27 protein-coding genes are annotated in these 26,790 nt (G+C 71.9%); 14 read left to right on the top strand and 13 right to left on the bottom strand.

Going from position 1 to position 26,790, the window contains the following annotated elements:
- The first annotated feature begins 46 nt into the window (after positions 1 to 46).
- Complete coding sequence (locus ACIBKY_RS46070) at positions 47 to 985, top strand: AraC family transcriptional regulator (protein WP_397107447.1); 939 nt, start codon at positions 47 to 49, stop codon at positions 983 to 985.
- Here ACIBKY_RS46070 and ACIBKY_RS46065 read toward each other — a convergent pair whose 3' ends face one another.
- Positions 986 to 2,020 (bottom strand): Rv2578c family radical SAM protein, encoded by a 1,035-nt coding sequence (locus ACIBKY_RS46065; protein WP_397107445.1) that lies wholly within the window; start codon positions 2,018 to 2,020, stop codon positions 986 to 988.
- Positions 2,021 to 2,152: 132 nt separating this feature from the next.
- Here ACIBKY_RS46065 and ACIBKY_RS46060 point away from each other — a divergent pair, with 132 nt between their 5' ends.
- From ACIBKY_RS46060 to ACIBKY_RS46045, 4 genes are all read left to right on the top strand, one after another.
- On the top strand, positions 2,153 to 2,419 hold the full coding sequence (locus ACIBKY_RS46060) for a DUF3040 domain-containing protein (protein WP_379624272.1): 267 nt from the start codon (positions 2,153 to 2,155) through the stop codon (positions 2,417 to 2,419).
- A gap of 141 nt (positions 2,420 to 2,560) precedes the next feature.
- On the top strand, positions 2,561 to 2,686 hold the full coding sequence (locus ACIBKY_RS46055) for a hypothetical protein (RefSeq protein WP_379624270.1): 126 nt from the start codon (positions 2,561 to 2,563) through the stop codon (positions 2,684 to 2,686).
- Between the two features lie 69 nt (positions 2,687 to 2,755).
- Positions 2,756 to 5,854 (top strand): S41 family peptidase, encoded by a 3,099-nt coding sequence (locus ACIBKY_RS46050; protein WP_397107443.1) that lies wholly within the window; start codon positions 2,756 to 2,758, stop codon positions 5,852 to 5,854.
- 150 nt (positions 5,855 to 6,004) lie between these two features.
- Positions 6,005 to 7,282: a glycosyltransferase family 4 protein gene (locus tag ACIBKY_RS46045; RefSeq protein ID WP_397107441.1), complete on the top strand. Its 1,278-nt coding sequence runs from the start codon at positions 6,005 to 6,007 to the stop codon at positions 7,280 to 7,282.
- A gap of 36 nt (positions 7,283 to 7,318) precedes the next feature.
- Here the strand turns inward: ACIBKY_RS46045 and ACIBKY_RS46040 are convergent, their stop codons facing one another.
- The 3 genes from ACIBKY_RS46040 to ACIBKY_RS46030 all read right to left on the bottom strand — a co-directional run bounded on the left by ACIBKY_RS46040 (position 7,319) and on the right by ACIBKY_RS46030 (position 9,100).
- Positions 7,319 to 8,230: a S1C family serine protease gene (locus ACIBKY_RS46040; protein WP_379638153.1), complete on the bottom strand. Its 912-nt coding sequence runs from the start codon at positions 8,228 to 8,230 to the stop codon at positions 7,319 to 7,321.
- Between the two features lie 121 nt (positions 8,231 to 8,351).
- Positions 8,352 to 8,729: a fluoride efflux transporter FluC gene (locus ACIBKY_RS46035; protein WP_397107439.1), complete on the bottom strand. Its 378-nt coding sequence runs from the start codon at positions 8,727 to 8,729 to the stop codon at positions 8,352 to 8,354.
- On the bottom strand, positions 8,726 to 9,100 hold the full coding sequence (locus tag ACIBKY_RS46030; RefSeq protein ID WP_397107437.1) for a fluoride efflux transporter FluC: 375 nt from the start codon (positions 9,098 to 9,100) through the stop codon (positions 8,726 to 8,728). Before ACIBKY_RS46030 ends, ACIBKY_RS46035 begins: the two co-directional genes overlap by 4 nt.
- A 75-nt stretch (positions 9,101 to 9,175) precedes the next feature.
- Here ACIBKY_RS46030 and ACIBKY_RS46025 point away from each other — a divergent pair, with 75 nt between their 5' ends.
- A complete protein-coding gene (locus ACIBKY_RS46025) occupies positions 9,176 to 9,883 on the top strand; it encodes an HNH endonuclease family protein (RefSeq protein WP_397107435.1) in 708 nt (235 codons plus the stop codon).
- On the opposite strand, the gene ACIBKY_RS46020 is transcribed toward ACIBKY_RS46025, so the two are convergent.
- Complete coding sequence (locus tag ACIBKY_RS46020; RefSeq protein ID WP_397107433.1) at positions 9,880 to 10,680, bottom strand: GDSL-type esterase/lipase family protein; 801 nt, start codon at positions 10,678 to 10,680, stop codon at positions 9,880 to 9,882. The genes ACIBKY_RS46025 and ACIBKY_RS46020 overlap by 4 nt on opposite strands.
- A 183-nt stretch (positions 10,681 to 10,863) precedes the next feature.
- Here ACIBKY_RS46020 and ACIBKY_RS46015 point away from each other — a divergent pair, with 183 nt between their 5' ends.
- Positions 10,864 to 12,096: an isochorismate synthase MenF gene (locus ACIBKY_RS46015; protein WP_397107431.1), complete on the top strand. Its 1,233-nt coding sequence runs from the start codon at positions 10,864 to 10,866 to the stop codon at positions 12,094 to 12,096.
- Between the two features lie 270 nt (positions 12,097 to 12,366).
- On the opposite strand, the gene ACIBKY_RS46010 is transcribed toward ACIBKY_RS46015, so the two are convergent.
- From ACIBKY_RS46010 to ACIBKY_RS46000, 3 genes are all read right to left on the bottom strand, one after another.
- Positions 12,367 to 13,110 (bottom strand): GNAT family N-acetyltransferase, encoded by a 744-nt coding sequence (locus tag ACIBKY_RS46010; RefSeq protein ID WP_397107429.1) that lies wholly within the window; start codon positions 13,108 to 13,110, stop codon positions 12,367 to 12,369.
- Positions 13,107 to 14,534: an adenylosuccinate lyase gene (gene purB, locus ACIBKY_RS46005; protein WP_397107427.1), complete on the bottom strand. Its 1,428-nt coding sequence runs from the start codon at positions 14,532 to 14,534 to the stop codon at positions 13,107 to 13,109. The genes ACIBKY_RS46010 and purB overlap by 4 nt, the downstream gene beginning before the upstream one ends.
- Before the next feature lie 148 nt (positions 14,535 to 14,682).
- Positions 14,683 to 17,928: an efflux RND transporter permease subunit gene (locus ACIBKY_RS46000; RefSeq protein WP_397107425.1), complete on the bottom strand. Its 3,246-nt coding sequence runs from the start codon at positions 17,926 to 17,928 to the stop codon at positions 14,683 to 14,685.
- Between the two features lie 97 nt (positions 17,929 to 18,025).
- Here ACIBKY_RS46000 and ACIBKY_RS45995 point away from each other — a divergent pair, with 97 nt between their 5' ends.
- Positions 18,026 to 18,469 carry a MarR family winged helix-turn-helix transcriptional regulator gene (locus ACIBKY_RS45995; protein WP_397107423.1) on the top strand — a complete coding sequence of 148 codons (444 nt, stop codon included), beginning with the start codon at positions 18,026 to 18,028 and terminating at the stop codon, positions 18,467 to 18,469.
- 13 nt (positions 18,470 to 18,482) lie between these two features.
- On the opposite strand, the gene ACIBKY_RS45990 is transcribed toward ACIBKY_RS45995, so the two are convergent.
- The gene (locus tag ACIBKY_RS45990) at positions 18,483 to 20,732 is read right to left on the bottom strand and encodes a HelD family protein (RefSeq protein ID WP_397107421.1); all 2,250 of its coding nucleotides are present in this window, start codon (positions 20,730 to 20,732) and stop codon (positions 18,483 to 18,485) included.
- Between the two features lie 145 nt (positions 20,733 to 20,877).
- Here ACIBKY_RS45990 and ACIBKY_RS45985 point away from each other — a divergent pair, with 145 nt between their 5' ends.
- Together ACIBKY_RS45985 and ACIBKY_RS45980 are read left to right on the top strand one after the other, a co-directional pair.
- A complete protein-coding gene (locus ACIBKY_RS45985; protein WP_397107419.1) occupies positions 20,878 to 21,492 on the top strand; it encodes a hypothetical protein in 615 nt (204 codons plus the stop codon).
- A 25-nt stretch (positions 21,493 to 21,517) separates the two neighbouring features.
- Positions 21,518 to 22,279 carry an SDR family NAD(P)-dependent oxidoreductase gene (locus ACIBKY_RS45980; RefSeq protein ID WP_397107417.1) on the top strand — a complete coding sequence of 254 codons (762 nt, stop codon included), beginning with the start codon at positions 21,518 to 21,520 and terminating at the stop codon, positions 22,277 to 22,279.
- A 70-nt stretch (positions 22,280 to 22,349) separates the two neighbouring features.
- Here ACIBKY_RS45980 and ACIBKY_RS45975 read toward each other — a convergent pair whose 3' ends face one another.
- Positions 22,350 to 22,991 (bottom strand): CGNR zinc finger domain-containing protein, encoded by a 642-nt coding sequence (locus ACIBKY_RS45975; protein WP_397107415.1) that lies wholly within the window; start codon positions 22,989 to 22,991, stop codon positions 22,350 to 22,352.
- A 29-nt stretch (positions 22,992 to 23,020) separates the two neighbouring features.
- Between ACIBKY_RS45975 and ACIBKY_RS45970 the strand changes: the two genes are divergently transcribed.
- From ACIBKY_RS45970 to ACIBKY_RS45955, 4 genes are read left to right on the top strand one after another with little or no spacing between them, the layout of a single operon-like run.
- Positions 23,021 to 23,899, top strand: coding sequence for a hypothetical protein (locus ACIBKY_RS45970; protein ID WP_397107413.1), 879 nt, complete (start codon positions 23,021 to 23,023; stop codon positions 23,897 to 23,899).
- Between the two features lie 2 nt (positions 23,900 to 23,901).
- Positions 23,902 to 24,423 carry a GNAT family N-acetyltransferase gene (locus ACIBKY_RS45965; protein ID WP_397107411.1) on the top strand — a complete coding sequence of 174 codons (522 nt, stop codon included), beginning with the start codon at positions 23,902 to 23,904 and terminating at the stop codon, positions 24,421 to 24,423.
- A 12-nt stretch (positions 24,424 to 24,435) separates the two neighbouring features.
- Positions 24,436 to 24,759, top strand: coding sequence for an ArsR/SmtB family transcription factor (locus tag ACIBKY_RS45960; RefSeq protein ID WP_397107409.1), 324 nt, complete (start codon positions 24,436 to 24,438; stop codon positions 24,757 to 24,759).
- On the top strand, positions 24,756 to 25,187 hold the full coding sequence (locus tag ACIBKY_RS45955; protein WP_397107407.1) for an SRPBCC domain-containing protein: 432 nt from the start codon (positions 24,756 to 24,758) through the stop codon (positions 25,185 to 25,187). The genes ACIBKY_RS45960 and ACIBKY_RS45955 overlap by 4 nt, the downstream gene beginning before the upstream one ends.
- Positions 25,188 to 25,191: 4 nt before the next feature.
- Here the strand turns inward: ACIBKY_RS45955 and ACIBKY_RS45950 are convergent, their stop codons facing one another.
- Genes ACIBKY_RS45950 through ACIBKY_RS45940 form a run of 3 tightly spaced genes read right to left on the bottom strand, consistent with a single transcriptional unit; the run spans position 25,192 to position 26,765 of the window.
- A complete protein-coding gene (locus tag ACIBKY_RS45950) occupies positions 25,192 to 25,404 on the bottom strand; it encodes a hypothetical protein (RefSeq protein WP_397107405.1) in 213 nt (70 codons plus the stop codon).
- Between the two features lie 3 nt (positions 25,405 to 25,407).
- Positions 25,408 to 26,139: an alpha/beta fold hydrolase gene (locus tag ACIBKY_RS45945; protein ID WP_397107403.1), complete on the bottom strand. Its 732-nt coding sequence runs from the start codon at positions 26,137 to 26,139 to the stop codon at positions 25,408 to 25,410.
- The gene (locus ACIBKY_RS45940; RefSeq protein WP_397107401.1) at positions 26,136 to 26,765 is read right to left on the bottom strand and encodes a LysE family translocator; all 630 of its coding nucleotides are present in this window, start codon (positions 26,763 to 26,765) and stop codon (positions 26,136 to 26,138) included. The genes ACIBKY_RS45945 and ACIBKY_RS45940 overlap by 4 nt, the downstream gene beginning before the upstream one ends.
- Positions 26,766 to 26,790 lie beyond the last annotated feature (25 nt).

The following is a 26,790-nucleotide window of genomic DNA, read 5'->3' as shown; positions in this document are numbered from 1 at the left end:
GATACGCTCCATAAAGCACACTCTCGCAATCTTTAAGGATCGTCCGGTGGATGGGGATCTGCTCAGCGACCTGCTCGCCCCGCTGCGGCTGCACGGCGTCTTCCACAGCCGCTGGCAGGCCCGCGCGCCCTGGGGGGTGGCCGGGCAGCGGGAGAACTGCGCCCTGTTGCACTACGTCGACCAGGGCTCGTGCACCGTCGAGCTGCCCGGCCTGCCGCCCGTCACTCTCGCCACCGGCGACCTGGCCGTCTTCCCGCACGGCAGCGCCCACCGGCTGGCCGACCGGCCGGGGCGGGCCACCGTACCGCTGAGCGGGGTCCTTCCCGAACGCCAGCCCGGCGGGGTGCGCACCGTCGAGATCGACGGGCCGGGCGCGCGGACCGTCATGCTGTGCGGCGGCCTGCACTACGACCGGGCCGCCGCCACTCCCCTGTACCAGGCGCTGCCGCCGCTGTTCGTGCTGGAGAGCGCGCGGTTGCGGGCCCATCCGCTGCTGGGCGCGACGCTGGAGCGGCTGGCCGGCGAATGGGACACCGCCGCGCCCGGCGCCCAGCTCGTCGCCTTGCGCGCGTTCGAACTCGTCTTCGTCCTCGCGCTGCGCGCCGCCCTCGACGCTCCAGGCTCGGCGCTGCCGGCGGGCGCGGCGGTCCTGGAGGCGCTGCGCCATCCGGGCGTGGCCGCCGCGCTGCACACCGTCCAGACGCGTTTCGCCGAGCCGTGGACCGTGGAGACGCTCGCCGCGCAGGCGGGCATGTCCCGTTCCGCCTTCGCCGCGACCTTCCGCCGCCTGGTGGGTCAGGCGCCCATGCGCCACCTGACGGCCCGCCGCATGCAGGAGGCGGCCCGCCTGCTGTCCGAGACCGCGCTGCCGCACAACCGCATCAGCGAACGCGTCGGCTACGGCACGCCGGTCGGCTTCCACCTGGCCTTCCGTCAGTGGTACGGGCTGACGCCCGGCGAGTACCGCGCCGACGCCCGGCCGTGACTACAGGAGGGTCAGCTGTTCGGCGTCCGGGCCGGGCTCGGCGGGGGCGCGCCCGGCGAGGCGGCGGGGGCCCGCGGGGCCGGATCCGCCGATGCCGTGACGGCGGGCCAGCTCCTTCACCTGTGCGCCGACGCGCTCCTGGTAGGCGCGGGGCGCGTAGGCGCCTCTGCCGTAGAGCTCCAGGTAGCGCGGCACCAGGCGTGGGTGTTCCCTGGCCAGCCACCCCAGGTACCACTCCCTGGCCCCCGGCCGCAGATGCAGCACCAGCGGCGTCACGTGCACCGCGCCCGACGCGGCGATCGCCTCGACGGTGCGTTCCAGCTCGGCCGGGGAGTCGGTCAGATACGGCAGGACGGGGGCCATCAGGACGCCGCACCGGATCCCGGCGGCGTTGAGGCGGGCGCAGGCGGCCAGACGGCGTTCGGGATGCGGGGTGCCGGGCTCCACGGTGCGCCAGGCCCGCTCGTCGACGAAGCCCACCGACACGTTGACGGACACGTCGGTCACCTGCGCCGCCTCGGTCAGCAGGTCGAGGTCGCGCAGGATGAGCGTGCCCTTGGTGAGGATGGAGAACGGGTTGGCCGCATCCCGCAGCGCCTGCAGAATCCCCCGCATCAGCTGATACCGGCCCTCGGCCCGCTGGTAGCAGTCGACGTTGGTGCCCATCGCCACGTGCCCGCCCTGCCAGCGGGGGGCGGCCAGTTCGCGGCGGGTCAGCTCGGGGGCGTTGACCTTCACCACGACCTTGGAGTCGAAGTCGAGGCCGGCGTCCAGGTCGAGGTAGGTGTGGGTGTTGCGGGCGAAGCAGTAGCGGCAGGCGTGGGAGCAGCCACGGTAGGGGTTGATCGTGTGCTGGAACGACATGCGGCTCGTGGCCGGCACCCGGCTGATGATCGAGCGGGCCCGCACCTCGAAGAAGGTCATCCCCCGGAATTCGGGCGTATCAAATCTCCGCGTCACCGCCTCCTCGGCGAACAGCGGCACCGCAGGATCACGGTCGTCGGCCCCGGTGAGCCGCAGGTTGTCCCAGCGCATGGCATGATTAGAACAGAAGTTCGACAGTGATCGCAAAGGAAAAGAGCGCACAATTACTGGGCAAGCTCACGGCTAATGATCTTCATGGTTGGGCAGAAAGTCGGAACAGAGCTTGCGTTCCGGAGGTGCACCATGGCCTGGTCGCAGGACGAGGAGAGGTTGCTGGCCCAGATCGAGCGCCACCTCGTCGACGAGGACCCGCGGCTCGTCGCGCGCCTGGAGTCGTTCAACGAGCGAGCCCGGCGCAGCGAGGCCAGGGCCAACGCGGAGTCGGTCCCGCGCCGCCGTCCGCGCCGCTCCACGATCATCATCATGATCAGCTGGCTGCTCATCGCCACGCTCGTGGCCACCCTGCTCATCCTCGTACTCCGCAACGAGGCCGCCGCTCTGGCGTTCTGATCCGGGCGTTCTGATTCAGGCGCACGGCCCCGCGCCCCGCCACGCCCACCCACAGGCGATATGTCGGATTTATGGCACAAGTGGGTATTAACGGCGTTGATGTCGTATCGGGCATCGCGAGTACATCGGGGGAAGAGAGCCATGGCAGAGCAGCGCAAGAAACCCGCCGCCAAATCCGGCAAGGCCAAGAAGGCCACCATCAAGGCCACCAGGCAGGCCAAGGCCGCCAAGCGCCAGGAAACGCGCAAGCCGGTGGAAGAAGCATAAGAGCCACCGGCACTGAAAGGATCAGACAGCCGGGACACCACGTCCCGGCTGTCTGACCACGGAGAGACGATGCCCGCCTACCTGCGCTTTCCCGCCATCTTCCAGGACGTCGTCGTCTTCGCCGCCGAGGACGACCTCTGGATGGTCTCCGCCCAGGGCGGGCGCGCGTTCCGTCTCACCGCCGGGCTGGCCGAGGCCGGATACCCGCGCATCTCCCCGCGCGGCGACCAGCTCGCCTTCGTCGGCCGAGAGGAAGGACCGGAAGAGGTCTACGTCATGCCCGCCGAGGGCGGCGCCGCGACCCGCCTGACCTACCACGGCGCCCGCTGCACCGTCACCGGCTGGGACCACGACGACCGCATCCTGTACGCCAGCGACGCCGGCCAGCCCTTCGAGGGCCGCAAGTGGCTTCACCGGGTCGCCCCGGGCGGGGTCCCGCAGCGCCTGCCGTACGGCCCCGCCAACTCCATCGCGTACGGCCCGCACCACATGATCGTCCTTGGCCGCAACACCGCCGATCCCGCCCGCTGGAAGCGCTACCGGGGCGGCACCGCGGGCGACCTGTGGATCGACCCCGACGGCCACGGAGACTTCCGCCGCCTCATCAAGCTGCCCGGCAACCTCGCCTCACCCTGCTGGAGCGGCGAGCGCGTCTACTTCCTGTCCGACCACGAGGGCACCGGCAACGTCTACTCCTGCACCCCCACCGGCGAGGACCTCCAGCGCCACACCGACCACAGCGACTACTACGCCCGCAACCTCACCAGCGACGGCCACCACCTCGTCTACCACGCCGGCGCCGACCTCTACCTCCTCCCGCCCGGCGCCGGCCGCGCGCGGAAGATCGACGTGCGCCTGGCCTCCTCCCGCACCCAGCGCAACCGTCGCTTCGTCGAGGCCGCCGACTACCTCGACAGCGCCACCCTCGGCCCCGACGGCACCACCCTGGCCCTCACCACCCGCGGCAAGGCCTACACCATGGCCGCCTGGGAGGGCCCGGTCCGCCAGCACGGCGCGCCCCACGGCGTCCGCTACCGCCACCTGACCTGGCTCAACGACGGTGAGCGGCTGGTCGCGGCGGCCAGCGGCGCCGACGGCGACGAGACCGTCACGCTCCTCGGCCCCGGCTGCGCCACGGAGCTGGCCGAGCTCGGCCGCATCAACGAACTCGTCCCCGACCCCGCCCACGACCGCGTGGCCGTCACCAACCACCGGGGCGAGCTCCACCTCCTCGACCTCGGCACCGGCCAGGCGACGCTGGTCGAGGCCAACCCCCACGCCGGCCCGCGCGACCCCGCCTGGTCGGCCGACGGCACCTGGCTGGCCTACGCCAGCCCGCTCAACGCCCAGACCACCGCCATCAAGCTCCACCACCCGGAGTCGGGCCGCATCATCCAGGCCAGCGAGCCCATCCTGGAGGACAGCGCCCCCTGCTTCGACCCGGAGGGCCGCTACCTCTACTTCATCGGCCAGCGCACCTTCTCCCCGGTCTGGGACCAGCTCCAGTTCGATCTCGGCTTCCCGCTCGGCACCCGCCCGTACGCCATCGCCCTGCGGCACGACGCGCCCGACCCCTTCGTCCCCCGGCCCCGCCCGCTGGAGACCAAGGACGAGGAGGAGAACGAGGAGGAGGACCCCACGCCCCTCCAGGTCGACGCCGAGGGCCTGATCCATCGGGTCACCGCCTTCCCGCTGCCCGAGGGCCGGTACGAGCGCATCGCCGCCCTGCACGGCAAGGCGCTGATCCTGTCCAGCCCGCTGGAGGGCGAGCCCGTCCTGCACCTGTACGACTTCGCCAAGGCCAAGAACGAGACGTTCGCGGAGGACGTCACCGACCTCGAACTCGCCCGTGACCACAAGACGCTGCTCTACCGGGCCGACGCCCGGCTACGCGTGGTCAAGGCCGGAGAGGTTCCCGAGCACGACGACGACCCGCCCAGCCGGGAAAGCGGCTGGATCGACCTGGCCCGCGTCAAGGTCTCGGTCTGGCCGGAGCACGAGTGGCGGCAGATGTTCCGCGAGGCCTGGCGCCTGCAGCGGGAGAACTTTTGGACCGCCGACATGTCCGGCGTCGACTGGCAGGCCGTCTACGAGCGCTACCTGCCCCTCGTCGAACGCGTCAGCACCCGCGGCGAGTTCTCCGACCTGCTGTGGGAACTGCACGGCGAGCTCGCCACCAGCCACGCCTACGAAAGCGGCGGCGAGTACCGCCCGGGTCCCGACTACAGCCAGGGCAAGCTGGGCGTCGACTGGGACTACCGCGACGGCGTCTACCACATCGGCGCCATCGTCACCGGCGACCCCTGGGATCCGGAGGCCACCTCGCCGCTCAACCGCATGGGCCTCGACGTACGGCCGGGCGACGCCGTACTGGCGATCAACGGGCACCCCATCGGCGCCGAGACCACCCCGAACGAGCGCCTGGTCAGCCAGGCCGAGCAGGAGGTCGAGCTCACCCTGCGCCGCGGCGAGGACACCTTCACCGCCACCGTCAGGGCCATCGCCGACGAAGGGCCCGCCCGCTACCGTGACTGGGTCAACCTCAACCGGGCCCGCTGCCACCAGCGCTCGGCCGGCCGCATCGGCTACCTGCACATCCCCGACATGAGCACCACCGGGTTCGCCGAGTTCCACCGCGGCTTCCTGGCCGAGTACGACCGGCACGCCCTCGTCGTGGACGTCCGCTTCAACGGCGGCGGCAGCGTCTCGGCCCTGCTGCTGGAGAAGCTGGCCCGGCGCCGCCTGGGCTACGACTACCCGCGCTGGGGGCACCCCGAGCCCTACCCGGCCGAGTCCCCGCGCGGCCCGCTGGTCGCCATCACCAACGAGTGGGCCGCCTCCGACGGCGACATCTTCAGCCACACCTTCAAGCTCCTCGGGCTCGGCCCGCTCATCGGCAAGCGCACCTGGGGCGGCGTCGTCGGCATCTGGCCGCGCCACCGGCTGGCCGACGGCACCGTCACCACCCAGCCGGAGTTCTCCTTCGCCTTCGACGACGTCGGCTGGAAGGTGGAGAACTACGGCACCGACCCCGACATCGAGGTCGACATCACCCCGCAGGACTACGCGGCCGGAATCGACACCCAACTGGAGAAGGCGATCGACATCGCCCTTGACCTGCTCGAACGCAAACCCCCGCACACACCGGCAACTCGCGTGCAACCTTGACGGGGTGAACAGCGTCTAAAAGGTCATAGAAGGGGCAGTGCCACGGGGACATCGGTGCTGCCCCGGCTACACAGATCCTGGAGCCGGTGGCGGGAACCTTCCGTCACCGGCCACGTGTGTCATGACACCGGACGAGGGGACAAGGACAAGGTGCGCGCACTGGCACGCAAAGGGAAGGCCGCGGCCGCCCGGCTGTACAGGGGATACAACCGGCGCAGGCAGCGCAACGCGCCGCCTCCCTCCATCGGCACGATCCGCATCCTGCTCCTGCACGCCAACGGCATGGGCGGCACGATCAGAACGGTGTTCAACCTGGCCAGCTACCTGGCCGCCACCGGGCGCGACGTGGAGATCGTCTCCATCCTCAAGGAAGCCGAGCAGCCGTTCTTCCCCGTCGACGAACGCGTGAAGTTCCGCTTCCTCGACGACCGGCTCAAGCCGCGCCGCGGCGTACGCGCGATGCTGTCGAAGGTGCCCAGCCGCCTGATCCCCGAGGGGGAGTCGGCCGCCCACCGCTTCAACGCCTGGACCGACCTGCAGCTTGCCCGCTACATCCGCTCGCTCGACACCGGCGTCCTCATGGGCACCCGCCCCGGCCTCAACCTGGCCATGGCGCAGCTCGCCAACCCCAACGTGATCACCGTCGCGCAGGAGCACGTCGGGCTCAACGCCAAGCCCGAGGCCCTGCAGGCGCTCATCAAGTGGCGCTACCGCCGCTTCGACGCCCTGGTCACCCTCACCAAAGCCGACCTGCGCGACTACCGCAACACCCTGCCGAAGCGGCCCAAGCGCCTGGTGCGCATCCCGAACGCGGTGCCGCCCATGACCGGCGGCCAGGCCAAGCTCGACGCCAAGCTCGTCGTCGCGGTCGGCCGCATCACCCGGCTCAAGGGCTTCCACCGCCTCATCACCGCGTGGGAGCAGATCGCCAAGGCCCACCCCGACTGGAAGCTGCGCATCTTCGGCGACGGGCCCCAGCTCGACAACCTGCGTACCCAGATCGCCGAGGCGGGCCTGGAGGACAAGGTCGAGCTGCCGGGACCCACCCAGGACGTGGGCGCCGAGCTGGAGAAGGCCTCGATCTTCGTGCTGAGCTCACGCCACGAGGGCTTCCCGATGACGATCCTGGAGGCCATGGCCAAGGGTCTTGCCATCGTCAGCTTCAACAGCCCCCACGGCCCCAAGGAGATGATCAGCGACGAGGTCGACGGGCTGCTGGTCAAGCCCCGCACCAACGACAACCTCGCCGCCTCGATCCTGCGCGTCATCGAGGACGAGCAGCTGCGCCGTTCCCTGGCCGCCGGAGCCCTGGAGACCGCCCGCACCTACGACGTGGACGCGGTCGGCCGCATCTGGGACGACCTGCTCGAAGAACTGCTGGCCCGCCGCAACGGCACGTACGTGCCCAGGCCCAAGCCCGTCGCGTAGCCCCGCCCGACCGGCCGTCCCTCCGGAGACGGCCGGTCAGACCGTCAGCTCCAGCGGCTCGGCGATCACGTCCACGAGCGCGCCGTTGCGGTAGACGGTGATCGGCAGCGGGCGTCCGATCGCGTCGGCGAACATCAGCCGCTGCAGGCTCTGCGCGTCGCCCACCGGCGTACGGCCCGCGCTGAGCACCAGATCCCCGCCCCGCAGCCCGGCCCGCTCGGCGGGCGAACCCGCCACCACCTCCACCACCCGCAGCGCCGCCGCCTGCCCCGTGCGCCTGCGCAGCGGCTCCGGCAGCGGCGCCGGCGAGGTCACCAGGCCGAGGAAGGCCCGCCGTACCCGGCCGTCGCGGATGAGCGCCGCGATGATCGAGCGCGTCGTGCTGTTCATGGGTACGGCCAGCCCCACCCCCATCCCGGCCACCGCGGTGTTCACGCCCACCACCCGGGCCCGTGAGTCGGCCAGGGCGCCGCCGGAGTTGCCCGGGTTCAGGGCGGCGTCGGTCTGGATGACGTCCTCGATCATCCGTACCGCCGACCCGGCCCGCGCCGGCAGCGAACGGCCCAGCCCCGAGACCACGCCGGCCGTCAGCGACCCGGCCAGCCCGAGCGGGTTGCCGACCGCCACGACGAGCTGCCCGACCACGAGCTTGTCGCTGTCGCCCAGGACCGCGGGCTCGGGCGTGGGCCCCTGCGCCCTGATCACCGCGAGGTCCGACAGCGGGTCGCGGCCGACCACGGCGAACTCCTCCACCGTGCCGTCGGCGAAGGCCACCGTGCCGGCCCGCGAGGAGCCGACCACGTGCGCGTTGGTGAGCAGGAATCCGTCGGAGGTGAACACCACCGCCGAGCCGCTGTTGCGTCCCGCCCGTACGCCGGCCACCTTGGGCAGCAACTCCGCGGCGACGGAGGAGACCACTTGAGAGTAGGCGTCGAGGGGATCCGCCATCGCGCGCTCCTTCGTTGCTTACAGGATTACACGCTAACCCGTCACACCCGGGCGTGCGACTTCACGACCAGCCGTACCTCTTCCTGACCGGGCGTGCGTCTTCACGACCGGGCGTGCGACTTCACGACCAGGCGTGTGCGAGGGCCGCACCGGCCGCGGCGGCGCCCAGCCCGGCCGCCACGCTGAGCACCGCGTTGCCCGCCGCCGCAGGCCCCGCGCCGCCCTCCGCCAGCCGCAGCGTCTCATATCCCAGCGTCGAATAGGTGCTCAGCGCCCCGCACAGCCCGGTGCCCGCCAGCGCCATCAGCCCCTCACCCGCGGGCCAGGCCACCAGGAACCCCAGCACCGCCGAACCGATCACGTTCACCACGAGCGTCCCCCAGGGGAACACCACCGCGCCCCGGCCGCGCGCCGCCACCCAGCCCTGGACCGCCCGGTCCAGCAGGAACCGCGCCGGCGCGCCCACCGCCGCCCCGATCGCCACCAGCAGCACGTTCATCCGGCCCACCGCCGGGCGAGCAGGCGCGCGAGCCGTACCCCGGACCAGGTCGCCACGACGGCGCCCGCCATCGTCCCCACGAGGTAGACCAGCGCGAGCCAGAAGGGCCCCTCCCCCGCCAGGAACCGCACGTCCACCACAAAACCCGAGAACGTCGTGAAACCCCCCAGAACCCCGACCCCCAGGAACGGCCGCGCCAGCCGGTGCATCCGCGGCACCACCACCATGAGCATCCCGATCAGCACGCAGCCCGCCACGTTGATCACCAGGGTCGCCCACACCGACGGCCACCACGTCTGCAGCCCGAACCGGGCCAGCGACCCCGCCACCCCGCCCGCCGAGACCGCGCCGAGGACCCGCCACTGCCCCACAACACCCTCCTTCATCGTGTCAAAGCAGGCGATCATGGGAATTCACCGAGAAGAGGCCAAGCCTACGGAGGCTCCTTGAGCACACGGGACGCGGTCGCCCTCCTCGCCGGCGGCGTAATGATCGTTTCCTTGCTCGGCACCACGAACCGCACCCAGGCGGGCACCGCCACCAGCCCCCTGGCCAACACCACCGGCACCGGCCCGAGCCTGGCGCCGCTCACCAGCCAAGCCGACAAACAGGGCGCCCGCGCCCTCATCTCCCGCCTGCGCGTCAAGGACCGTGGTTCCAGCACCGGCTACCAGCGCACCAACTACGGCGGCAACTGGGCCGACTCCGCCCCCGGCGTCCCCTACGCGGGCAACGGCTGCCGCACCCGCGACGACCTGCTGGCCCGCGACGGCCGCGACGTCGTCCGCGCCGGCTGCACCGTCCTGTCGTTAACCCTGACCGACCCCTACACCGGCCGCGACATCGACTGGCGTGTCTCCGACGCCGACGAGATCCAGGTCGACCACGTCGTCCCCCTTTCCTACGGCTGGCGCATGGCCGCCAAGTCCTGGCCGAAGTCCAAGCGCCTCGACTTCGCCAACGACCCCCTCAACCTCCTGCCCGTCGACGGCCGGGCCAACGAGGAGAAGGACGGGTCGGGACCCGCCGCCTGGCTGCCGCCCCAGCGCCGCATCCGCTGCGCCTACGTCACCCGCTTCGCCCAGGTCGCCGTCAAGTACGACGTCCCCGTCACCCGCGCCGACAAGCAGACCATGCTCGCCCAGTGCCGCTAGCCCTGCCGGCGCGCGTCCGTCCGGTCGAAGCCGTGCTTGAACGTCTGATCGGCCAGCGCCCGCTGCCCCGCCGCGTTCGGATGGAAGAAGTCCCACTTGCTGATGTGATCCAGCGTGTACGGGAAGGAGAACACCGCCCCTCCGTCGCTGCGGCAGTTGGGCCCGTAACCGGCGCAGGCCCGCTCCAGCACCCGGTTGAAGTCCATGACCCGATCCCGCACCCGCGCCCGCCGCTGCACGTCCTTACGCTTGGTCGAGTCCGGCGCGGCCAGCATCGGCCGGCAGATCCGCCCCAGCGTCCAGAACGTGCGCGCGATCGGGTTGTCCTTGCCCGCCTGCCACAGCCGCCGCAGGTCCGGAATCGAGGCCACGAACACGCGCGCCCCCGGCAGCCCCGTCCGCAACGCCGCCAGCGACTCCGTCACCCGCCGCTCGAACACCGGCACCGGCGTCATCGTCTTCTCGGTGCCCGCGCACACGTCCTGGGCACCGATGAGAATCGTCACATATTCCGCCTTCGCCGCCACCGCCTTGCCCACCTGAGCGCGGAGATCGGCGCTCGTCGAGCCCGGCACCGCGAAGTTGAGATTGCCGTCCTTCATCCCCAGCCGGGTGAAATGACTGCCGACCGCGGGGTCCTTGCCCGCCGCCCACGAACGCGACGTGCACGAGACGTACCACCCGCACGCGTTGAACCCCGACGTGATCGAATCCCCCAGCGCCGCCATGACCTGCGGAACCGGAGCGACGATCGACCCAGACACCAGCACCGCGACCGCGGCCAAAGGCGTGATCATGGACACAAGGTAGATCGGCCCTTGCCTCCCGGCCAGGCGAACGGCCCGCACCACACCCACTTCGCATCGCCGCTTGACACGCCCGATCCGCAACACGCGAAAATTTTCGTGTTCATGGTCCGTAACCGGTCATTCACGGGGCCGGGAGTCGAACGTGTTCAGTTCCCGCATAGAGTGTCTTGAGTGAGTGTCGCGCTCGGAATCACCCGCCCTCTGCCGGTTCGCACCACCTCGGTAGGCGACCCCGGCGACCTGCTGCAATCCCTGCCGAAGACCGCGCCCTATGCGTGGATCCGGCATGGACAAGGACTGGTCGGCTGGGGAGAAGCCGCCCGCGTGGCCGTCCCGCCCGGCCCCGGGCGCTTCGCCTGGGCCCGCGAGTGGCTCACCGACGTCTTCGGCCACGCCGACGTCCGCGACGACGTGGGCACCCCCGGCACCGGGCCGGTGGCGTTCGGCACCTTCACCTTCGACGAGGACTCCCCCGGCTCCGTCCTCGTCGTCCCGCAGGCGGTCCTGGCCCGCCGCGACGGCCACGCCTGGCTCACCACGATCGGCGACGCCCCCCTCGAACGCTTCAGCCCGATCCGCACCCCCGGCCGCATCAGCTACGGCGACGGCAGCCTCACCGCACCCGAATGGGAGACCATCGTCGCCCGCGCCGCCCAGCGCATCCGCGACGGCGAACTCGAGAAGGTCGTCCTGGCCCGCGACCTGCTGGCCACCGCCGAGCGCGCCATCGACATCCGACTGCTGCTGGGGCGCCTGGCCACCCGCTACCCCGACTGCTACACCTTCTCCGTGGCCGGCATGGTCGGCGCCACGCCGGAACTCCTCATCCGGCGCACCGGCCAGGAGATCGAATCCCTGGTCCTGGCCGGCACCACTCCGCGCGGCACCAGCCCCTCCGACGATCTCTCCCGCGGCGCCGCGCTGCTGGCCAGCGCCAAGGACCGGCACGAGCACGAGTGCGCGATCGCCAGCGTCCGCGACACGCTGGCCCCGCTCTGCTCGGCCCTGCAGACCCCCGACGAGCCGGAACTCCTCGTGCTGCCCAACGTCCAGCACCTGGCCAGCCACGTGAGCGGCCGTCTGGCCGACGGCGCCTCCGTCCTGGACGTGGTGGCCGCCATGCACCCCACGGCCGCCGTAGGCGGCACCCCCACCGACACCGCCATCGACGTGATCCGCGAACTCGAGGGCATGGACCGCGCGGGCTACGCGGGCCCGGTGGGCTGGATCGACGCCCACGGCGACGGCGAGTGGGGCATCGCCCTGCGCTCGGCCCAGATCAGCGGCCGCCGCGCCCGCCTGTTCGCCGGCGGGGGCATCATGTCCACCAGCGACCCCGCCCTCGAACTCGCCGAGGCCCAGGCGAAGTTTCGCGTCATGCAGTATGCCCTGGAAGGTCCCTGAAACACCCTTCCATCCTTTACGGCTCCGCCACCCCTCACACCACCCGCCGACGCCGGCGCGCGCAGGCCGGGGGGATCGCTTCTCACGTCGGACGGGCCGGCCGCCGCAACGGCGCCCGCCGGCCACCCGAACGGGAAACCCTTCCCCAACCCCGGCCATCCCGACCACGGCCGGCCCGGATACCAGAGCGGCGGAGTGCCGGAGTACCGGAGTACCGAGTGTCGGGGTGCCGGGTGCCCGATTTTGGGGGTGTTGGGGGTGGTGGTTGGGCTAGGGGGTGAGGCCTGCTGCCGCGATTCTGCGGCGGGTGTAGCCGATTCGGGTGTAGACGCCCAGGGCCGGTCCGTTGTCGTCGTCGACCATCAATGCGGCCCGGCCATAGGCGTGCACCAGTTCCCGTGACATCCACCGGCACACCCGCTCCCCCAACCCCTTTCCGCGGAACGGCCCCGCGGTCGCGACCCCGGCCAATAAGCCCACGTCCGGCGCGCTCCACGCGTCCGCCGCCACCGCGGCCAGCTTGCCCCGCGCCCGCAGGCCCGCCCACCGCGTCACCCCGGCGGCGCCGGGCACCGCGTACGACTCCGGGGCGAAGTCCGTCAGCAGCGCCGCCACCTCCGGGGACGCCTCGCCGGGCAGCCAGCTCACCTCAAGCTCGTCGGCCGCAGCAGGGACGGACGGCTCGGACGGCAGGCTCATCCAGGAGAATTCGCCTGCCACCTCCATCCCCTCGACCTTCGCCGCCACCTCGGCGATCGTCCGCGTCCCGCCCAGCGGGCGGTAGGCCGGGCCCAGCTCCGCCAGGGCGTGGCGGACCAGCGGGACGGCGCTCGCCGTACTGCCGCCAACCGCCAGGCGGTCGCGGCGGGCGAGGTCCGGTGCGGCGGTCACCACCGCGTCGCCCAGTGCCCACGCCCGCGCGCCCGGCCCGAGGCCCTGGGCCGCCCACATCAGCAGGTCGTCGTCGCCGCACGCGGCCCGGACCTGCGCCGGGGAGGTGAGCTCGTGGATCACAGAATCGAACCCGGCCGGTACGCCGCCGCCTCCGGGTGGGCCGAGACCACGTGGCCCACCCGCTGTGAGACCGATTCCACCTGGTCGGCCGCGGCGCCGGTGAAGGACACGCGATCGGCCAGGAGCGCTTCCAGTGCCGCGCGGTCCAGCGGGAAACGTCCGTCGGCGGCCAGGCGGTCCAGGAGCTCGTTGGCGGCGCCGCGCGAGCGCATCGCCAGCGCCGCCGCCACCGCGTGCTCCTTGATCAGCTCGTGCGCCTGCTCCCTGCCCACCCCGGCCCGCACCGCCGCCATCAGCATCTTCGTCGTCGCCAGGAACGGCAGATAGCGGTCCAGCTCGGCGGCGATCACCGCGGGGAAGGCGCCGAACTCGTCCAGCACCGTCAGCATCGTCTCCACCAGCCCGTCGAAGGCGAAGAACGCGTCAGGCAACGCCACGCGGCGCACGACCGAGCATGAGACGTCGCCCTCGTTCCACTGGTCGCCCGCCAGCTCGCCCACCATCGAGGCGTAGCCGCGCAGGATCACGGTGAGGCCGTTGACCCGCTCACACGAGCGCGTGTTCATCTTGTGCGGCATCGCCGACGAACCGACCTGGCCCTCCTTGAAGCCCTCGGTCACCAGCTCGTGCCCGGCCATCAGCCGGATCGTCCTGGCCAGCGACGACGGCGCCCCGGCCAGCTGGACCAGCGCGGTGACCACGTCGTAGTCCAGCGAGCGCGGATACACCTGCCCCACCGAGGTGAAGCGCCGCTCGAAGCCCAGGTGCGCGGCGACCCGGTTCTCCAGCTCGGCCAGCTTCTCGCGGTCGCCGCCCAGCAGGTCGAGCATGTCCTGGGCGGTGCCGACCGGGCCCTTGATCCCGCGCAGCGGATAGCGGGCGATCAGCTCCTCCAGCCGGGTGTACGCCACCAGCAGCTCGTCGGCCGCGCTCGCGAACCGCTTGCCCAGCGTCGTCGCCTGCGCCGCCACGTTGTGGGAACGGCCGGCCATCACCGTGGCCTCATGCTCCTCGGCCAGCGTCGCCAGCCGGGCCAGCAGCGCCACCGTGCGCTCGCGCACCAGCAGCAGGCTGTCGCGGATCTGGAGCTGCTCGACGTTCTCGGTGAGGTCGCGCGAGGTCATCCCCTTGTGGACCTGCTCGTGCCCGGCCAGCGCGTTGAACTCCTCGATGCGCGCCTTCACGTCGTGCCGGCTGACCCGCTCCCGCTCGGCGATCGAGGCCAGATCGACGTCCTCGATCACCTTCTCGTAGTCGGCGACCGCACCCTCGGGCACCGCCACGCCCAGCTCCGCCTGCGCCCGCAGCACCGCCAGCCACAACCGCCGCTCGGCGACGACCTTGTGCTCGGGAGACCACAGACGCGCCAGCTCAGGGGAGGCGTAGCGGGCGGCCAGGACATTGGGGATACGCGGCTTAGTCACGTTCCATGAGTCTATGGTGCGCCGACCGGCCAAGGCACGCCGCCCCGGCCACACTGGGGCAGGTAGTGGCGGGTGGTGCGACCCGCAGGTGGGCGAGCGCGGCGGGCGGGGCACCACGCCCGTCCGCCGCAGCGCGTCCATGCCCGGATCAGGGCGCCGAGGCCAGGACCTTCGGCTCTTCCTCCACCTCGGCCGCGGGCTTGCGGCGCAGGCGGTCCTTCGTGCGCTCGACCATCGTGTACAGGGTCGGCACCAGCACGAGGGTCAGCAGCGTCGAGGAGATCAGGCCGCCGATGACCACGATCGCCAGCGGCTGCGAGATGAACCCGCCCGACCCGGTCACGCCCAGCGCCATCGGGGTGAGGGCACAGATCGTCGCCACCGCCGTCATCAGGATCGGCCGCAGCCTGCGCCGGCCGCCTTCGACGACCGCCTCGACGATGCCCATCCCCTGCTCGCGGTACTGGTTGATCAGGTCGATCAGCACGATCGCGTTCGTTACCACGATGCCGATCAGCATCAGCATGCCGATCAGCGCCGGCACGCCCAGCGCCGTGTCCGTGGCCACCAGCAGGCCGATCGCGCCCGTCGCCGCGAACGGGATCGACACCAGCAGGATCAGCGGCTGGATGAACGAGCGGAACGTCGCCACCATGATCATGAAGACGATCGCGATCGCCGCGAGCATCGCGATGCCCAGGTCCGAGAACGCCTCCGCCTGGTCGGCCGAGACGCCGCCGATGGTGTAGGAGGCGCCGGCGCCCAGGGCCACGCCGTCCAGCTTCGTCGTCAGCGTCTGCGTCACGCTGCCCAGGTCGCTTCCCGCCGCCTTGGCCGAGATCGTCGCCGAGCGCTCGCCGTCGATGCGCGAGACCTGCGTGGGCCCCGCCACCTCTTCGACGTCGGCCACCGACGACAGCTTCACCAGGCCCGCCGCGGTCGGCAGCTTCAGCTTCTCGATCTCCTTGATGTCGGCGGGCGCGTCGTCGCCGCGCAGCACCAGGTCGGAGGAGCGGCCGTCGAGCGTGACCTCGCCCAGCGGCGCGCCGCGGAAGGCCTGCGCCACGGCCTGGCCCACCTGGGCCTCCGACAGGCCCTTCTCCGCCGCCTTCTCCCGGTCCACCCGCACCTCGACGCGCGGCGCGCTGGCCTCCAGGTTCGAGGAGACGTCACGCAGGCCGGGCACGTCGGTCATCGCGGCCTTGACCGCCTCGGACGCCGTGCGCAGCGACTCCGCCTCCGGCGCCTGGACGATCACGTCGATGGAGTCGGAGGAGAACCCGCCACTCTGCGCGCCGACCTTCACCTCGCCGACGCCGCTCAGCCCTTCCAGCCGCTCGCGGATGCGCTGCTCGACCGCGACCGTGTCGACGTCCTCCTTCAGCGTCACCGAGTACGAGGCCCGGTCGGCGCCACCGCCGACGCCACCCTGCATCTGGTTGCCGCCGCCCACGTTGACCTGGTAGGACTCCACGCCGTCCAGCCCGGACAGCGAGTCCTCCACCTTCTTGGCCGCCGCGTCGGTGGTCTTCAGGTCGGTGCCGACCGGCATCTTCTGGCTGATCGAGATCGTGTTCTGCCCGGAGGAGTCCAGGAAGTTCGTCCGCATCTGCCCGGCCAGGCCCATCGTGCCCACGAAGACGGCCACGCCGATGAGCAGCGTCACCACCCGGAAGCGGGTCGCGAAGCGCAGCACCGGCAGGTACATGCGCTGCAGCGGACTGCGCAGTTCCTTCGCCTCGGCCTTCTCCCGGTAGGCGCGCGCCTGCTCGGGCGTCAGCTTCGGCGTCTTCAGGAACCAGTACGCCAGCACCGGCACCACGGTCAGCGACACCACCAGCGAGGCCAGCAGGGCGACGGCCACCGTGACCGAGAACGGGCCGAACAGTTCGCCGACCATGCCGCCGACGACCGCGATCGGCGCGAACACCGCCACCGTGGTCAGCGTCGAGGCCGTGACCGCGCCCGACACCTCGCGGACCGCGGTCAGGATGGCTTGGAGTTTGGCCTCGCCGTACGCGAGATGGCGTTTGATGTTCTCCAGCACCACGATCGAGTCGTCGACCACGCGGCCGACGGCGATCGTGAGCGCGCCGAGCGTGAGCATGTTGAGCGAGTAGTCGCCCGCCCAGAGCGCGATCAGCGCGATGACGACCGACAGCGGGATCGAGACCGCGGTCACCAGCGTCGAGCGCACCGACAGCAGGAAGACCAGGATGACCAGGACGGCGAAGGCCAGGCCCAGCAGGCCCTCGGTGGTCAGGCTCTTGATCGACTCCTGGACGTAGGGGGCCTGGTCGAAGACCACCTCGACCGCCGTGTTCGAGGAGTCGCCCAGCGACTTGGTCAGCTCGGGCAGCTTCTCGCGGATCTCGTCGGAGATCGTCACGGCGTTGCCGTCGGGCGACATCGTCACCGACACGCCGAGGCTGGTGTGGCCGTCGGTACGGGTGATCGTGCTCGCCTCGGCCAGGCCGCGCTCGACCGTGGCCACGGAGCCGAGCTTGACCGGCTTGAGCGGCTTCGGCGTCGGGATCGCCTGCGCCGGAATCTGTCCGGTCTGCGGGCGCCCCTGCGGCTGCGCCTGGGGCTGACCCTGCGGCTGGCCCTGCGGACGGGCCTGGGCCGGGTTCTGCGGCTGCGCCTGGGGCTGGGCCGGGGTGAGGTAGAGGTCCTTGAGCTTGTTCAGCGAGTCGATCCGGGCGCCCACCTGAACCGACAGCGACTTGCCGTCGTCGGTCAGCGAGCCGGCCGGGATCGGCGTGCCGTTGGCCTTCAGCACCTCGGGGATCTGCGCCGCCGACACGCCCGCCTTGGCCATCTTCTTGGCGTCGGGCGTGATGGTGACCACCTCGTCGCGGGTGCCGGTGACCGACGCCTCGCGTACGCCCTCGACCGCCTGCAACTCCGGCACCATGATCGTGCGCAGCTTGTCGGCCATCGCCCGGGGGTCGCCGCCGTCGCCCACCGACAGCACCATCACCGGGATGTCGTCGGTGTTGCCCGCAACGACCTGCGGATCGACGTTGTCCGGCAGTTGCGACTGGATGCGGCTGACCGCCGTCTGCATCTTGTTGAGCGAGGCCTCGATGTCGGTGCCGAAGGCGAAGGCCACCTGGATCTGCGCCAGGCCCTCCTTCGAGGTGGAGGTGATCTGCTCCATGCCTTCGATGCCCTTGAAGGAGTCCTCGATGGGCTTGGTGACCTGATCCTCCACGATCTCCGGCGAGGCGCCCGGATAAGGAGCGACCACGAACGCGCCGGGGAAGGCCAAAGAGGGCAGCAACTGCTGCTTCAACTGCGGAATCGTGAATGCGCCGAACGCGCTGAGCACGATCGCGACCAAGATCACAAGGCTGCGGTTGACAAGGCTCAACCGGGCGAGAGCGGTCATGGGGGTCCCTTCAGAGTTCGCCCCAGACTAACACTTCGCCTTGCACGAATATTTAACGAGCAGTGGACTTCCTGATAACCTTCTCAGGAAGCAAGGGGTGAGAGTGGACGACGAACGCGCCGAACTGATCCGCCGGATCACCGATACTCAGCGTGACCTGGGGCGATTCCTCACCCAGGATCGATCACCTCTCTTCGACAGCAACCTGACCCTGCGCCAGCTCAAGGTCGTCATGATCGTGTCCTTCCACGGCTCGGCCTCCGGTCAGGACCTCGCGCACAACCTCGGCGTCGGCCTCGGTACGGTCACCGGCATCGTCGACCGCCTCGTCGCCCACGGCCTGGTCAGCCGCTACGAGGACCCCCACGACCGGCGGGTACGCCGCATCCGCCTGACCGAGGCGGGCCGCGAGCTGATCGAGCAGATCAACGACACCGGCCTCGGCCACTTCCGCCGCATCATGGAACGCCTCGACCTCGACACGCTGAAGACCCTCGCCGAGGTCACCGACAAGATCCACGAAGTGGCCCGCTGCCTCTGACGCGCGGGCGCCGCTACGCCGGGGACTCCAGCCGGGCCAGCACCCTCGGCAGCGGCCCTTCGTGCACCACCGTCAGCCGCCGCGTCGCCCGCGTCACCGCCACATACAGGTCACGCCCGCTCATCCCCGCCGGATCGACCACCACCACCGTGTCGAACTCCAGCCCCTTGGCCCGCGTCACCGTCAGCACCGCCACCGGCGCGTCGAGGTCGTCGCCGCCGGGGAACAGCGCCGCCACCCGCGCGTGCTCCGCATCGGAGACGATCACCCCGGCCCGCCCCTCCCCGATCGCCGCCAACTCGGCCGCCACCAGGCCGGGCAGTACCTCGGGCCCGCCCGCCACCGCCCTGGGCTCGGCGCCGCCCTCACGCACCGACTCCGGCGGCTCGTGGCCGGGGTCGATCTCCAGCAGCACGTCGGCGGCCAGCCGCATGATCTCCACCGGCGTCCGGTAGTTGACCAGCAGCCGCTCCTCGCGCCACCTGCCCTCCAGATACGGGTCGAGCATCTGCGCCCACGTGCGCGCCCCGGCCGCCGAGCCGGTCTGCGCCACGTCGCCCACCACCGTCAGCGAACGGGCCGGGACCCGGCGCATGACCAGCCGCCAGGCCATCGCCGACAGCTCCTGCGCCTCGTCCACGATCACGTGGCCGTAAGCCCACGTGCGGTCGGCGGCGGCCCGCTCGGCCAGGCTCCGCCACGGCCCGTCGTCGTGGTGACGCTCGGCCAGGCCGCCGCCCTCCAGCAGGTGACCGACGCCGGTCAGCCGCACCACCTCGCCCGCGAACAACTCCTCCTCCTCGCGCTCCCTGTCGCCCTCGCGGGCTGCCGCCCGCCGGGCCGAGTCGTCCTCGCCCAGGAGTTCGGCCGCCTCGTCCAGCAGCGGGACGTCGCCGACCGTCCACTCCGCGTCCGGTGGCCGCAGCAGGGCCCGGTGGTCAAGGCCTTCCGGCACGGTCCTGGCCAGCGCGTGCGGGTCGGCGAACGTCTCGCCGATCAGGCGCTGCGGGGTCAGCTCCGGCCAGAGGCCGTCGACCGCGCGGCGTACGCCCTCATCCGCCCACAGGCGCTCAGAGCCCAGCCTGAGGTCGGTCTCGTCGAGGTCGCGATCCAGCTCCAGCGGCGCGTACTCGGGGTCGTCCAGGTCCTCGATGCGCAGTGCCGCCTCCAGGGCCCGCGCCTCGGCCGCGACCAGTTCCTTGAGCAACTCGGTCACGAACAGCTTGCGGGCCATGTTGTGCGGCAGGCGGACCGCGCGGGCCCGCCGCCGCAGCGCGGCGCAGGTCTGGTGCGCCACCCGCAGGGGCAGGCCGTCGTAGACAATCTCCAGGTCGCCCTCGGGCAGGCGCTGACGGTCGCGCACCGCCGCCGCCACGAAACCGGCCATCCGCAGGTCGCCCTTGACCAGCGCGACGGGGGCCGGGTCATGCGCGGTGGCCCGCACGCCGGGAAACAACTCGCCCACCGTCGCCATCACCACCTGTGTCTCGCCCAGCGCGGGCAGCACCTGGCCGATGTAGCGAAGAAACATCGGGTTCGGGCCGACCACGAGCACGCCGCGCCGGTCGAGGACGTCGCAGTGGGTGTAGAGCAGGTACGCCGCCCGGTGCAGGGCCGCGACCGTCTTTCCCGTGCCGGGTCCGCCCTGCACCACCAGCGCCCCCTGAAGCCCGGCCCTGATCACCCGGTCCTGCTCGGTCTGGATGGTGGCCACGACGTCGGTCATCCGGCCGGTGCGCCCCCGGCGCAGCGCCGCCAGCAGCGCGGCCTCGCCGACCAGGTCGCGGCGGTCGTGCTCGCTCATCCCGGCCAGGTCGAACACCTCGTCGTCCAGTCCCACCACCGTGCGCGCGCGGGTGTGCAGGTGGCGGCGCCGTACCAGGCCGGCGGGGTCGGCGGGGGTGGCGACGTAGAAGGGCCGCGCGGCCGGCGCGCGCCAGTCGATGAGGACGGACTCGTGCTCGTCGTCGCGCAGGCCGATGCGGCCGATGTAGATGGCCCGGCCGCCGCTCTCGTCGACGCGGCCGAAGCACAGGCCCCGCTCGACCGCGTGGAGCCGGGCCAGGCGGCCGGCCTGCTCGCCCGCCGTCACCTCGCGTTCGACCAGCATCCGGGCGGTCAGCCCCGCCCCGCCACCGCCGTGCACCTCGCGCAACGCCCGCTCGGCCCGCTCGCGCGCGAGGTCAAGCCTGCCGTACAACATCGAGACCTTGACCTGCTCGGACTCGATCGCCTCAGCCAGAGCACTATGACGATTGGACATCGCGTGGTATACTCCTCACAGGAGATGTGTAGCCACAGGCCAATTCTCCATCATACTACCGCGTGCGATCGCACGCGGTTTTTGCGTCTTACGACCGTTTTACGGCGTGCGGCATTGACTCCCCGGTAGATCGAGGAGGCATGCCATGACCGACATAGACCCTGTCCGCGTGATCCCGCGCAAACTCATCGTCGGCGCCGTCGCCGCACTGGTGATCACCACCGCCGGCGGAGCGGGCGTGGCCACCGCGGCCAGCGCCTCGCCCACCCCCGCCCCCAGCGACAGCGCCACCCCCACCGAGACCCTGGCGCCCACCGAAGAGCCGACCGCGGAACCCCCGAGCGCGAGCCCGGAACCGCCCAGGCGCGCCCGCCTCAGGGCCATGGGCGGCATCCGCAGCGAGGTCGTCGTGCCCAAGGCCGGCGGCGGCTACCAGACCGTCGCCACCCACACCGGCGAGGTCACCGCCACCGACGCCGACAGCATCACCGTCAAGAGCGAGGACGGCTTCTCCCGCGAGTACGCCGTCAACGACACCACCCGCGTCAACGCCGGCCGCGAAGGCCTCGGCGGCGTCAAGAACGGCGACACCGTCCACGTCACCGCCACCGTCGAGGGCCAGAGCGCCACCGCCCGGCAGGTCACCGACCTCACCCGCCCGGAAGCCGGGCCCGAGACCCTGCCCGGCCACTTCAAGGTGCTGCCCGGCATCATGCCGCCCGACTTCGCCATCAAGAAGCGCCTGCCCGAAAGGGAGTGACGGACGCGCTGCTAACTTCGAGGCCGTGTCCGCTTACCTGACCGAACTGTTCTCCCTGGCCGGCCGCCGCGCCCTCGTCACCGGCGGCAGCTCCGGCATCGGCTACACCATGGCCGAGGCCATCGGCCGCGCCGGCGCCGAGGTGGTCATCGTCGCCCGCCGGCTGCCCGAGCTGCGCCGGGCCGCCGACCGGCTGGCCGCGCACGGGGTCAAGGCCTCATGGATCAGCGCCGACCTCGGCGACCGGGCCGATCTCGACCGGGTCGTCGAGGAGGGCGGCGAGATCGACATCCTCGTCAACGACGCCGCCAACAACATCCGCAAGCCCATGGCCGAGCTCACCGACGACGACTACGAGCAGACCATCGCGCTCAACCTCACCGCCCCCTACCTCCTCGGCCAGCACCACGGCCCCCGCATGGCCGCGCGCGGCTGGGGCCGTATCCTCAACGTCGGCTCGCAGCAGACCAACAGCGCCTTCGGCAACAGCGGCGTGTACGGCGCCGCCAAGGCCGCCATCGCCGGCCTCACCCGCTCCCAGGCCGAGGCCTGGTCCCGCGACGGCGTGTGCGTCAACACGATCATCCCCGGCTTCGTGCTGACCCCGCTCACCGAACCCGCCCAGGCCATCCCCGGGCGCACCGAGGAGCTCGCCGCCCGCCACATGAGCGGCCGCAACGGCCTGCCCGCCGACTTCGCCGGCGCCGCGGTCTTCCTCGCCTCCTCCGCCTCGGCCTTCGTCACCGGCCAGCAGCTCTTCGTCGACGGCGGTTTCTCGGTGCACTGACGTCACCACGCGCCTGATCGCCGAGTCCGCCCGCCGCCCCCGGCGAACGGGGCGCTGGAGGACGAGCCCTTTACGTTGTAGATTTCTTGGCCGGGCCGGCGCGCCGGGCCCGGTACGCGGCGGCCTTGGCCCGGTTCTGGCAGGCCAGCCCGCAGAACCGGCGCGAGGCGTTGCGCGTGACGTCGAAGAACACCATCTCGCAGCCGGTCGCCTGGCATGAGGCCAGCCGCTCCCCCTGCCCCACGCCGATGACCATCGCCAGCGCCGTGCCCGCGTCCGCGGCCATCGCGCCGGCCACGTCGGCCTCGACCGCGTGAAAGGCCAGGACCGGAGGCTCGCCGTGGAGGTTGGGGACGGCGCCGTGCCGTACCAGGAGGGCGTTGAGCTCGGCCACGCCCGCGTACGGCCCGGCCAGGAACGCGGGGCGCAGGGCCATGGCCGCCTCGGCCAGCCGGCCGGTGTCGGGCGGGCCGGTGTCGGGTGGGCCGCCGTCGCCCGGGGCGCGGGGGTGGCGCTCGCGCCAGTCCGCCAGCGCGGGTTCGAGCGCCGCCAGCCGTTCGGGCGCCGTCGCGGGAAGGGGCCGGGTACGGCCCTGCGCGTGGTCGACGGCGAGGGCGTTCACCAGCACGACGGCCAGCTCCGCCCACCGCCCCACATAACTGTCTATTTGGGATTGACCAGTGATGCGCCACACGTCTATCGTCACTGCCATAACCTTATTAGACAGTGAGAGGACGTCTCATGTCCACGATCTCCAGGCTTGCCCGCAGCATGTGGCACCAGCTGGAGCCCGTCCACGCCGCCGTCTACTTCGCCCCGCAGGCCTTCGAGCGGGCCGCGAAGCTCGGCTACGACGTCGAGTCGCGCTGGCCGAGCTACTTCGCCTGGCGCACCGCGCCGCTGGGGACGGCCGGCCCGCACCTGGTCAGCGCCGCCTACTACAGCTTCAGCCCGGCCATGGTCGCCGGGCACGTACCCGGGATCTGGGCGACCGCCTCCCCCGCCGAGGTGCTGACGGCCCGCCTGGACGCCGTGGACCACCTCTACCGCGACTGGCTGGGCGGCCATCTGACCTCGCCCGCGCTGGCCGAGGCCGCCGAGCTGGCCCGGTCCGCCGCCGAGAGCGTCACCACGCCGGGACGCCCCCTGGCCGCCGCCAACCTCGACCAGCCCTGGGCCGCCGAACCGCACCTCGTGCTCTGGCAGGCGGCGACCATCCTGCGCGAGCACCGCGGCGACGGGCACCTCGCAGCGCTCCAGGCGGCCGGGCTGGACGGCTGTGAGTCGCTCGTCTCCTTCGCCGCCATCGGCGCCGCGCCGGTCGAGACCTTCGCCGGGCGCGGCTGGAGCCCGGGGGAATGGGCGGCCGCCACGGAACGGCTGCGCGAGCGCGGGCTCGTCGGCGCCGACGGCCTGGCCACCGGCGCCGGACGCGCGCTGCGTGACCAGGTGGAACGCATGACCGACGACCTGGCCGCCGCGCCGTGGCGCAGCCTGGGCGAGGAGCGCGCCCAGCGCCTGGCCCAGCTCAACGGCCCCGTCCTGGGCGCCGTCTTCCGGGCCGGCGTCCTGCCCATGACCAGCACGCTGGGCATCGCCACGGTCAAGGCCCCGGACTGACGATGATCGAGCGACTGACGGGTGAGTCCGCGCGGGCCCGCGTCGAGGCCCTGGTCGAGGTTTACCGGGAGGCGTTCGGGCCACCGCCGTGGAACGAAGGCGAGGACGAGGTCGAAGCCTTCCGCGTGCGGCTCGACGAGGACTCCCGGCGGGCGGGGTTCGTGGCGGTGCTGGCCACCGCGGACGGCCGCCCCTGCGGATTCGGTACGGCCTTCCCCACCCCTTCTCCCCTCCCCCGGCGCAGGTCCTACGGGCGGGCGGCGGAGATCGCCGGGACCGAGCGGCTGACCGGAGCGCTGGAGGTGACCGAGCTGGCCGTCTCGCCGCGTGCCCGCGGCCGGGGCCTGGCGGGCCGGCTGCTGGAGGAGCTGTGCGCCGGCCGGCCGCGACGCTGGCTGCTGACCTCCACGCAGGCGCCGGACGCCGTCCGGCTCTACGAACGGCTGGGCTGGCGGCGCCTCAACGACGGGCCTGGGGTGATCGTGTTCACCTGGGATATGGTTGCCCCAGACGTTAACGGTTAAGGGCTGGGGACAGTGAACGACCTGGACGCCACGCTATCAGCGCTCGCCGACCCGACCCGGCGCAAGGTGGTCGACCTGCTCCGCGAGGGGCCGCGACCGGCCGGGGAGCTGGCCGAGGCGGTCCAGATGAGCGCGCCCGCGCTCAGCCGGCACCTGCGGGTGCTGCGCGCCGGCGGGCTCGTCCAGGCGGAGACCGGTGACGCCGACGCCCGCCTGCGCCTGTACTCCCTGCGCCCCGAGCCCTTCACCGCGCTGCAGGCCTGGCTGGACCAGGTCCAGGCGTTCTGGGCCGAGCAGCTCGGCTCGTTCAAGGAGCACGTGGAGCGCGACCGGTGAGCGGGGCCACCGACTCGGTCACCGTGAGCGTGACGGTGTCCGCCGATCCGGGCACCGCGTTCCGGGTGTTTACCGACGAGATCGACGCGTGGTACGTGCGCGGGCCCTACAGCTGGGTCGACGCCGAGCGGGCGGCGGGGATCCGGTTCGAGGACGGCTACCTGCGCGAGGTCTGGAAGGACGGCGGGCACGTCGACACCGGGCGGATCCTCACCTGGGAGCCGCCCCGGCGCCTGGTGTGGGCCGACCTGCTCAACGACGGCGCGATGGAGATCGAGGTGGAGTTCCGCGGGGTGGCCGGCGGCACCGAGGTCGTGCTGGTGCACCGCGGCCTGGACACGCTGCCACCGGATGTGGCGGGGCGGATCCGCCGCGGATACTCCTGGAACATCGGCCTGAAGTGGTACGCCGATTTCCTCGGCCGCTGAGGGGTCAGCGTCTGCCGTACTTCTTGTGCGCGGCCTGCTTGCTGACCCCGATCGCGTCGGCGATCGTCGCCCAGGGCAGTCCCGCGACCCGCGCCCGCCGGACCTGCACCGCCTCCATGCGCTCGATCTCTCGCCGCAGCGCGGTCGTGGCCCGCAGGGCCAGCAGCGGGTCCTCGTCCTGTGCCTGCCGTACCAGGGCTGCCAGGTCGTTCGTCATGGACTAAAGGTAGTCCAGCAACAGCGTGGTGATCACCTTCGGACGTTCCAAGGACGGCAGATGACCGGCCCAGTCGAGCTCGACGAGCCGCGCGTCCGGCAGGTTCTCCGCCAGGTGACGGGCACTGCGCCGGAAGTGGAGCAGGTCGTGGGCACCGCCGACGACCAGGGCGGGCACATCGATCTCGGCGAGCGTGAAGTCTGGCTCGAACTCGTCCACGTCACGGCCGAGCTGCAGCGAGAAGGCGTTCGCCTGCATCTCCACGACCAGGGCGCGCGCCTCGTCCGTGGCGTGGGGGCCGAGCCACGTGGCGGCGTTCAGCTCGGCGGCGCCCCTGATGTCGCCCAGCTCCAGCAGCCGGTCCTCTTCGGCGCCGAACGCCTTCATGTCGTCGGTCTTCGGCACGTCGGAGGAACCCGGGTTGAGCAGCACCAGGCGGGTGGCGCGGCCCTGGCGGGCCAGCTGCAGGGCGATGCGGCAGCCGTAGGAGGAGGCGACGATGGCCACCCGCTCGTGACCCTCCGCGTCCAGCACGTCCGCGACGTCTCCACAGGTGCTGAACGGCTCCGCCGACTCATAGGGGGTACGGCCGAAGCCACGGTAGTCGGGGGTGATGACACGGAAGCGCCCGGTCAGCTCCGCCACCTGGGGCTCCCACATGCGGGAGTCGGCCACACCGGAGTGCAGCAGCAGCACCGGGTCGCCGGATCCGGCGGCGCCGTACCAGATCGTCATCGTGCCTCCAGGACCAGGCGCACGCCGAGCCCGATGAGCACGACGCCGGAGATCTGCTCCAGGCGGCGGCGCACGGACGGGCGGGAGAGCACCGCCTTGGCGCGCGCGACCATCCAGATGACCAGGCCGTACCAGAGGGTGTCGACGAGCACCCAGATGACGGCGAGGGCGACGAGCGTGAGCGGCACGTTCTGGCCCTGGGGCACGAACTGGGGCAGGAACGACATGGCGAACACCGCGGCCTTGGGGTTGGCCAGGCAGGTGCCGAGGCCGGCGAGGTAGGACCGGCGCCAGCCGTCCACGGCGACGGGCTCGGCGAGCTCGGGAGCGGCCTCGTCCCGGCGGCGCTTGCGGGCCTGCCACAACGACTGCGCGCCCATGTACAGAAGCACGCCGGCGCCGGCCACGCGCATCACGTCGTAGGCGAGCTGGGAGGCCAGCAGCAGAGCCGACAGGCCGAAGGCGGCGGCCAGGGCCCACAGGAAGATGCCGGTCTCGTTGCCGAGGGTGGCGGCCATGCCCGAGCCGCGGCCCGCGCGCAACGTCTGGCGCAGGATGATCGCGGTGCTCACCCCGGGGACCATCGCCACCAGGACGCACGCGCCGATGAACGCGAGAAGATACATGGCGGACATACTCCCACGGGCCCGG

The sequence above is a fragment of the Nonomuraea sp. NPDC050394 genome (genome assembly GCF_044459065.1).
GTDB lineage: Bacteria > Actinomycetota > Actinomycetes > Streptosporangiales > Streptosporangiaceae > Nonomuraea.
The sequence above is the reverse complement of the archived record's forward strand: the minus strand, read 5'-3'. Positions and strand labels throughout refer to the sequence as shown.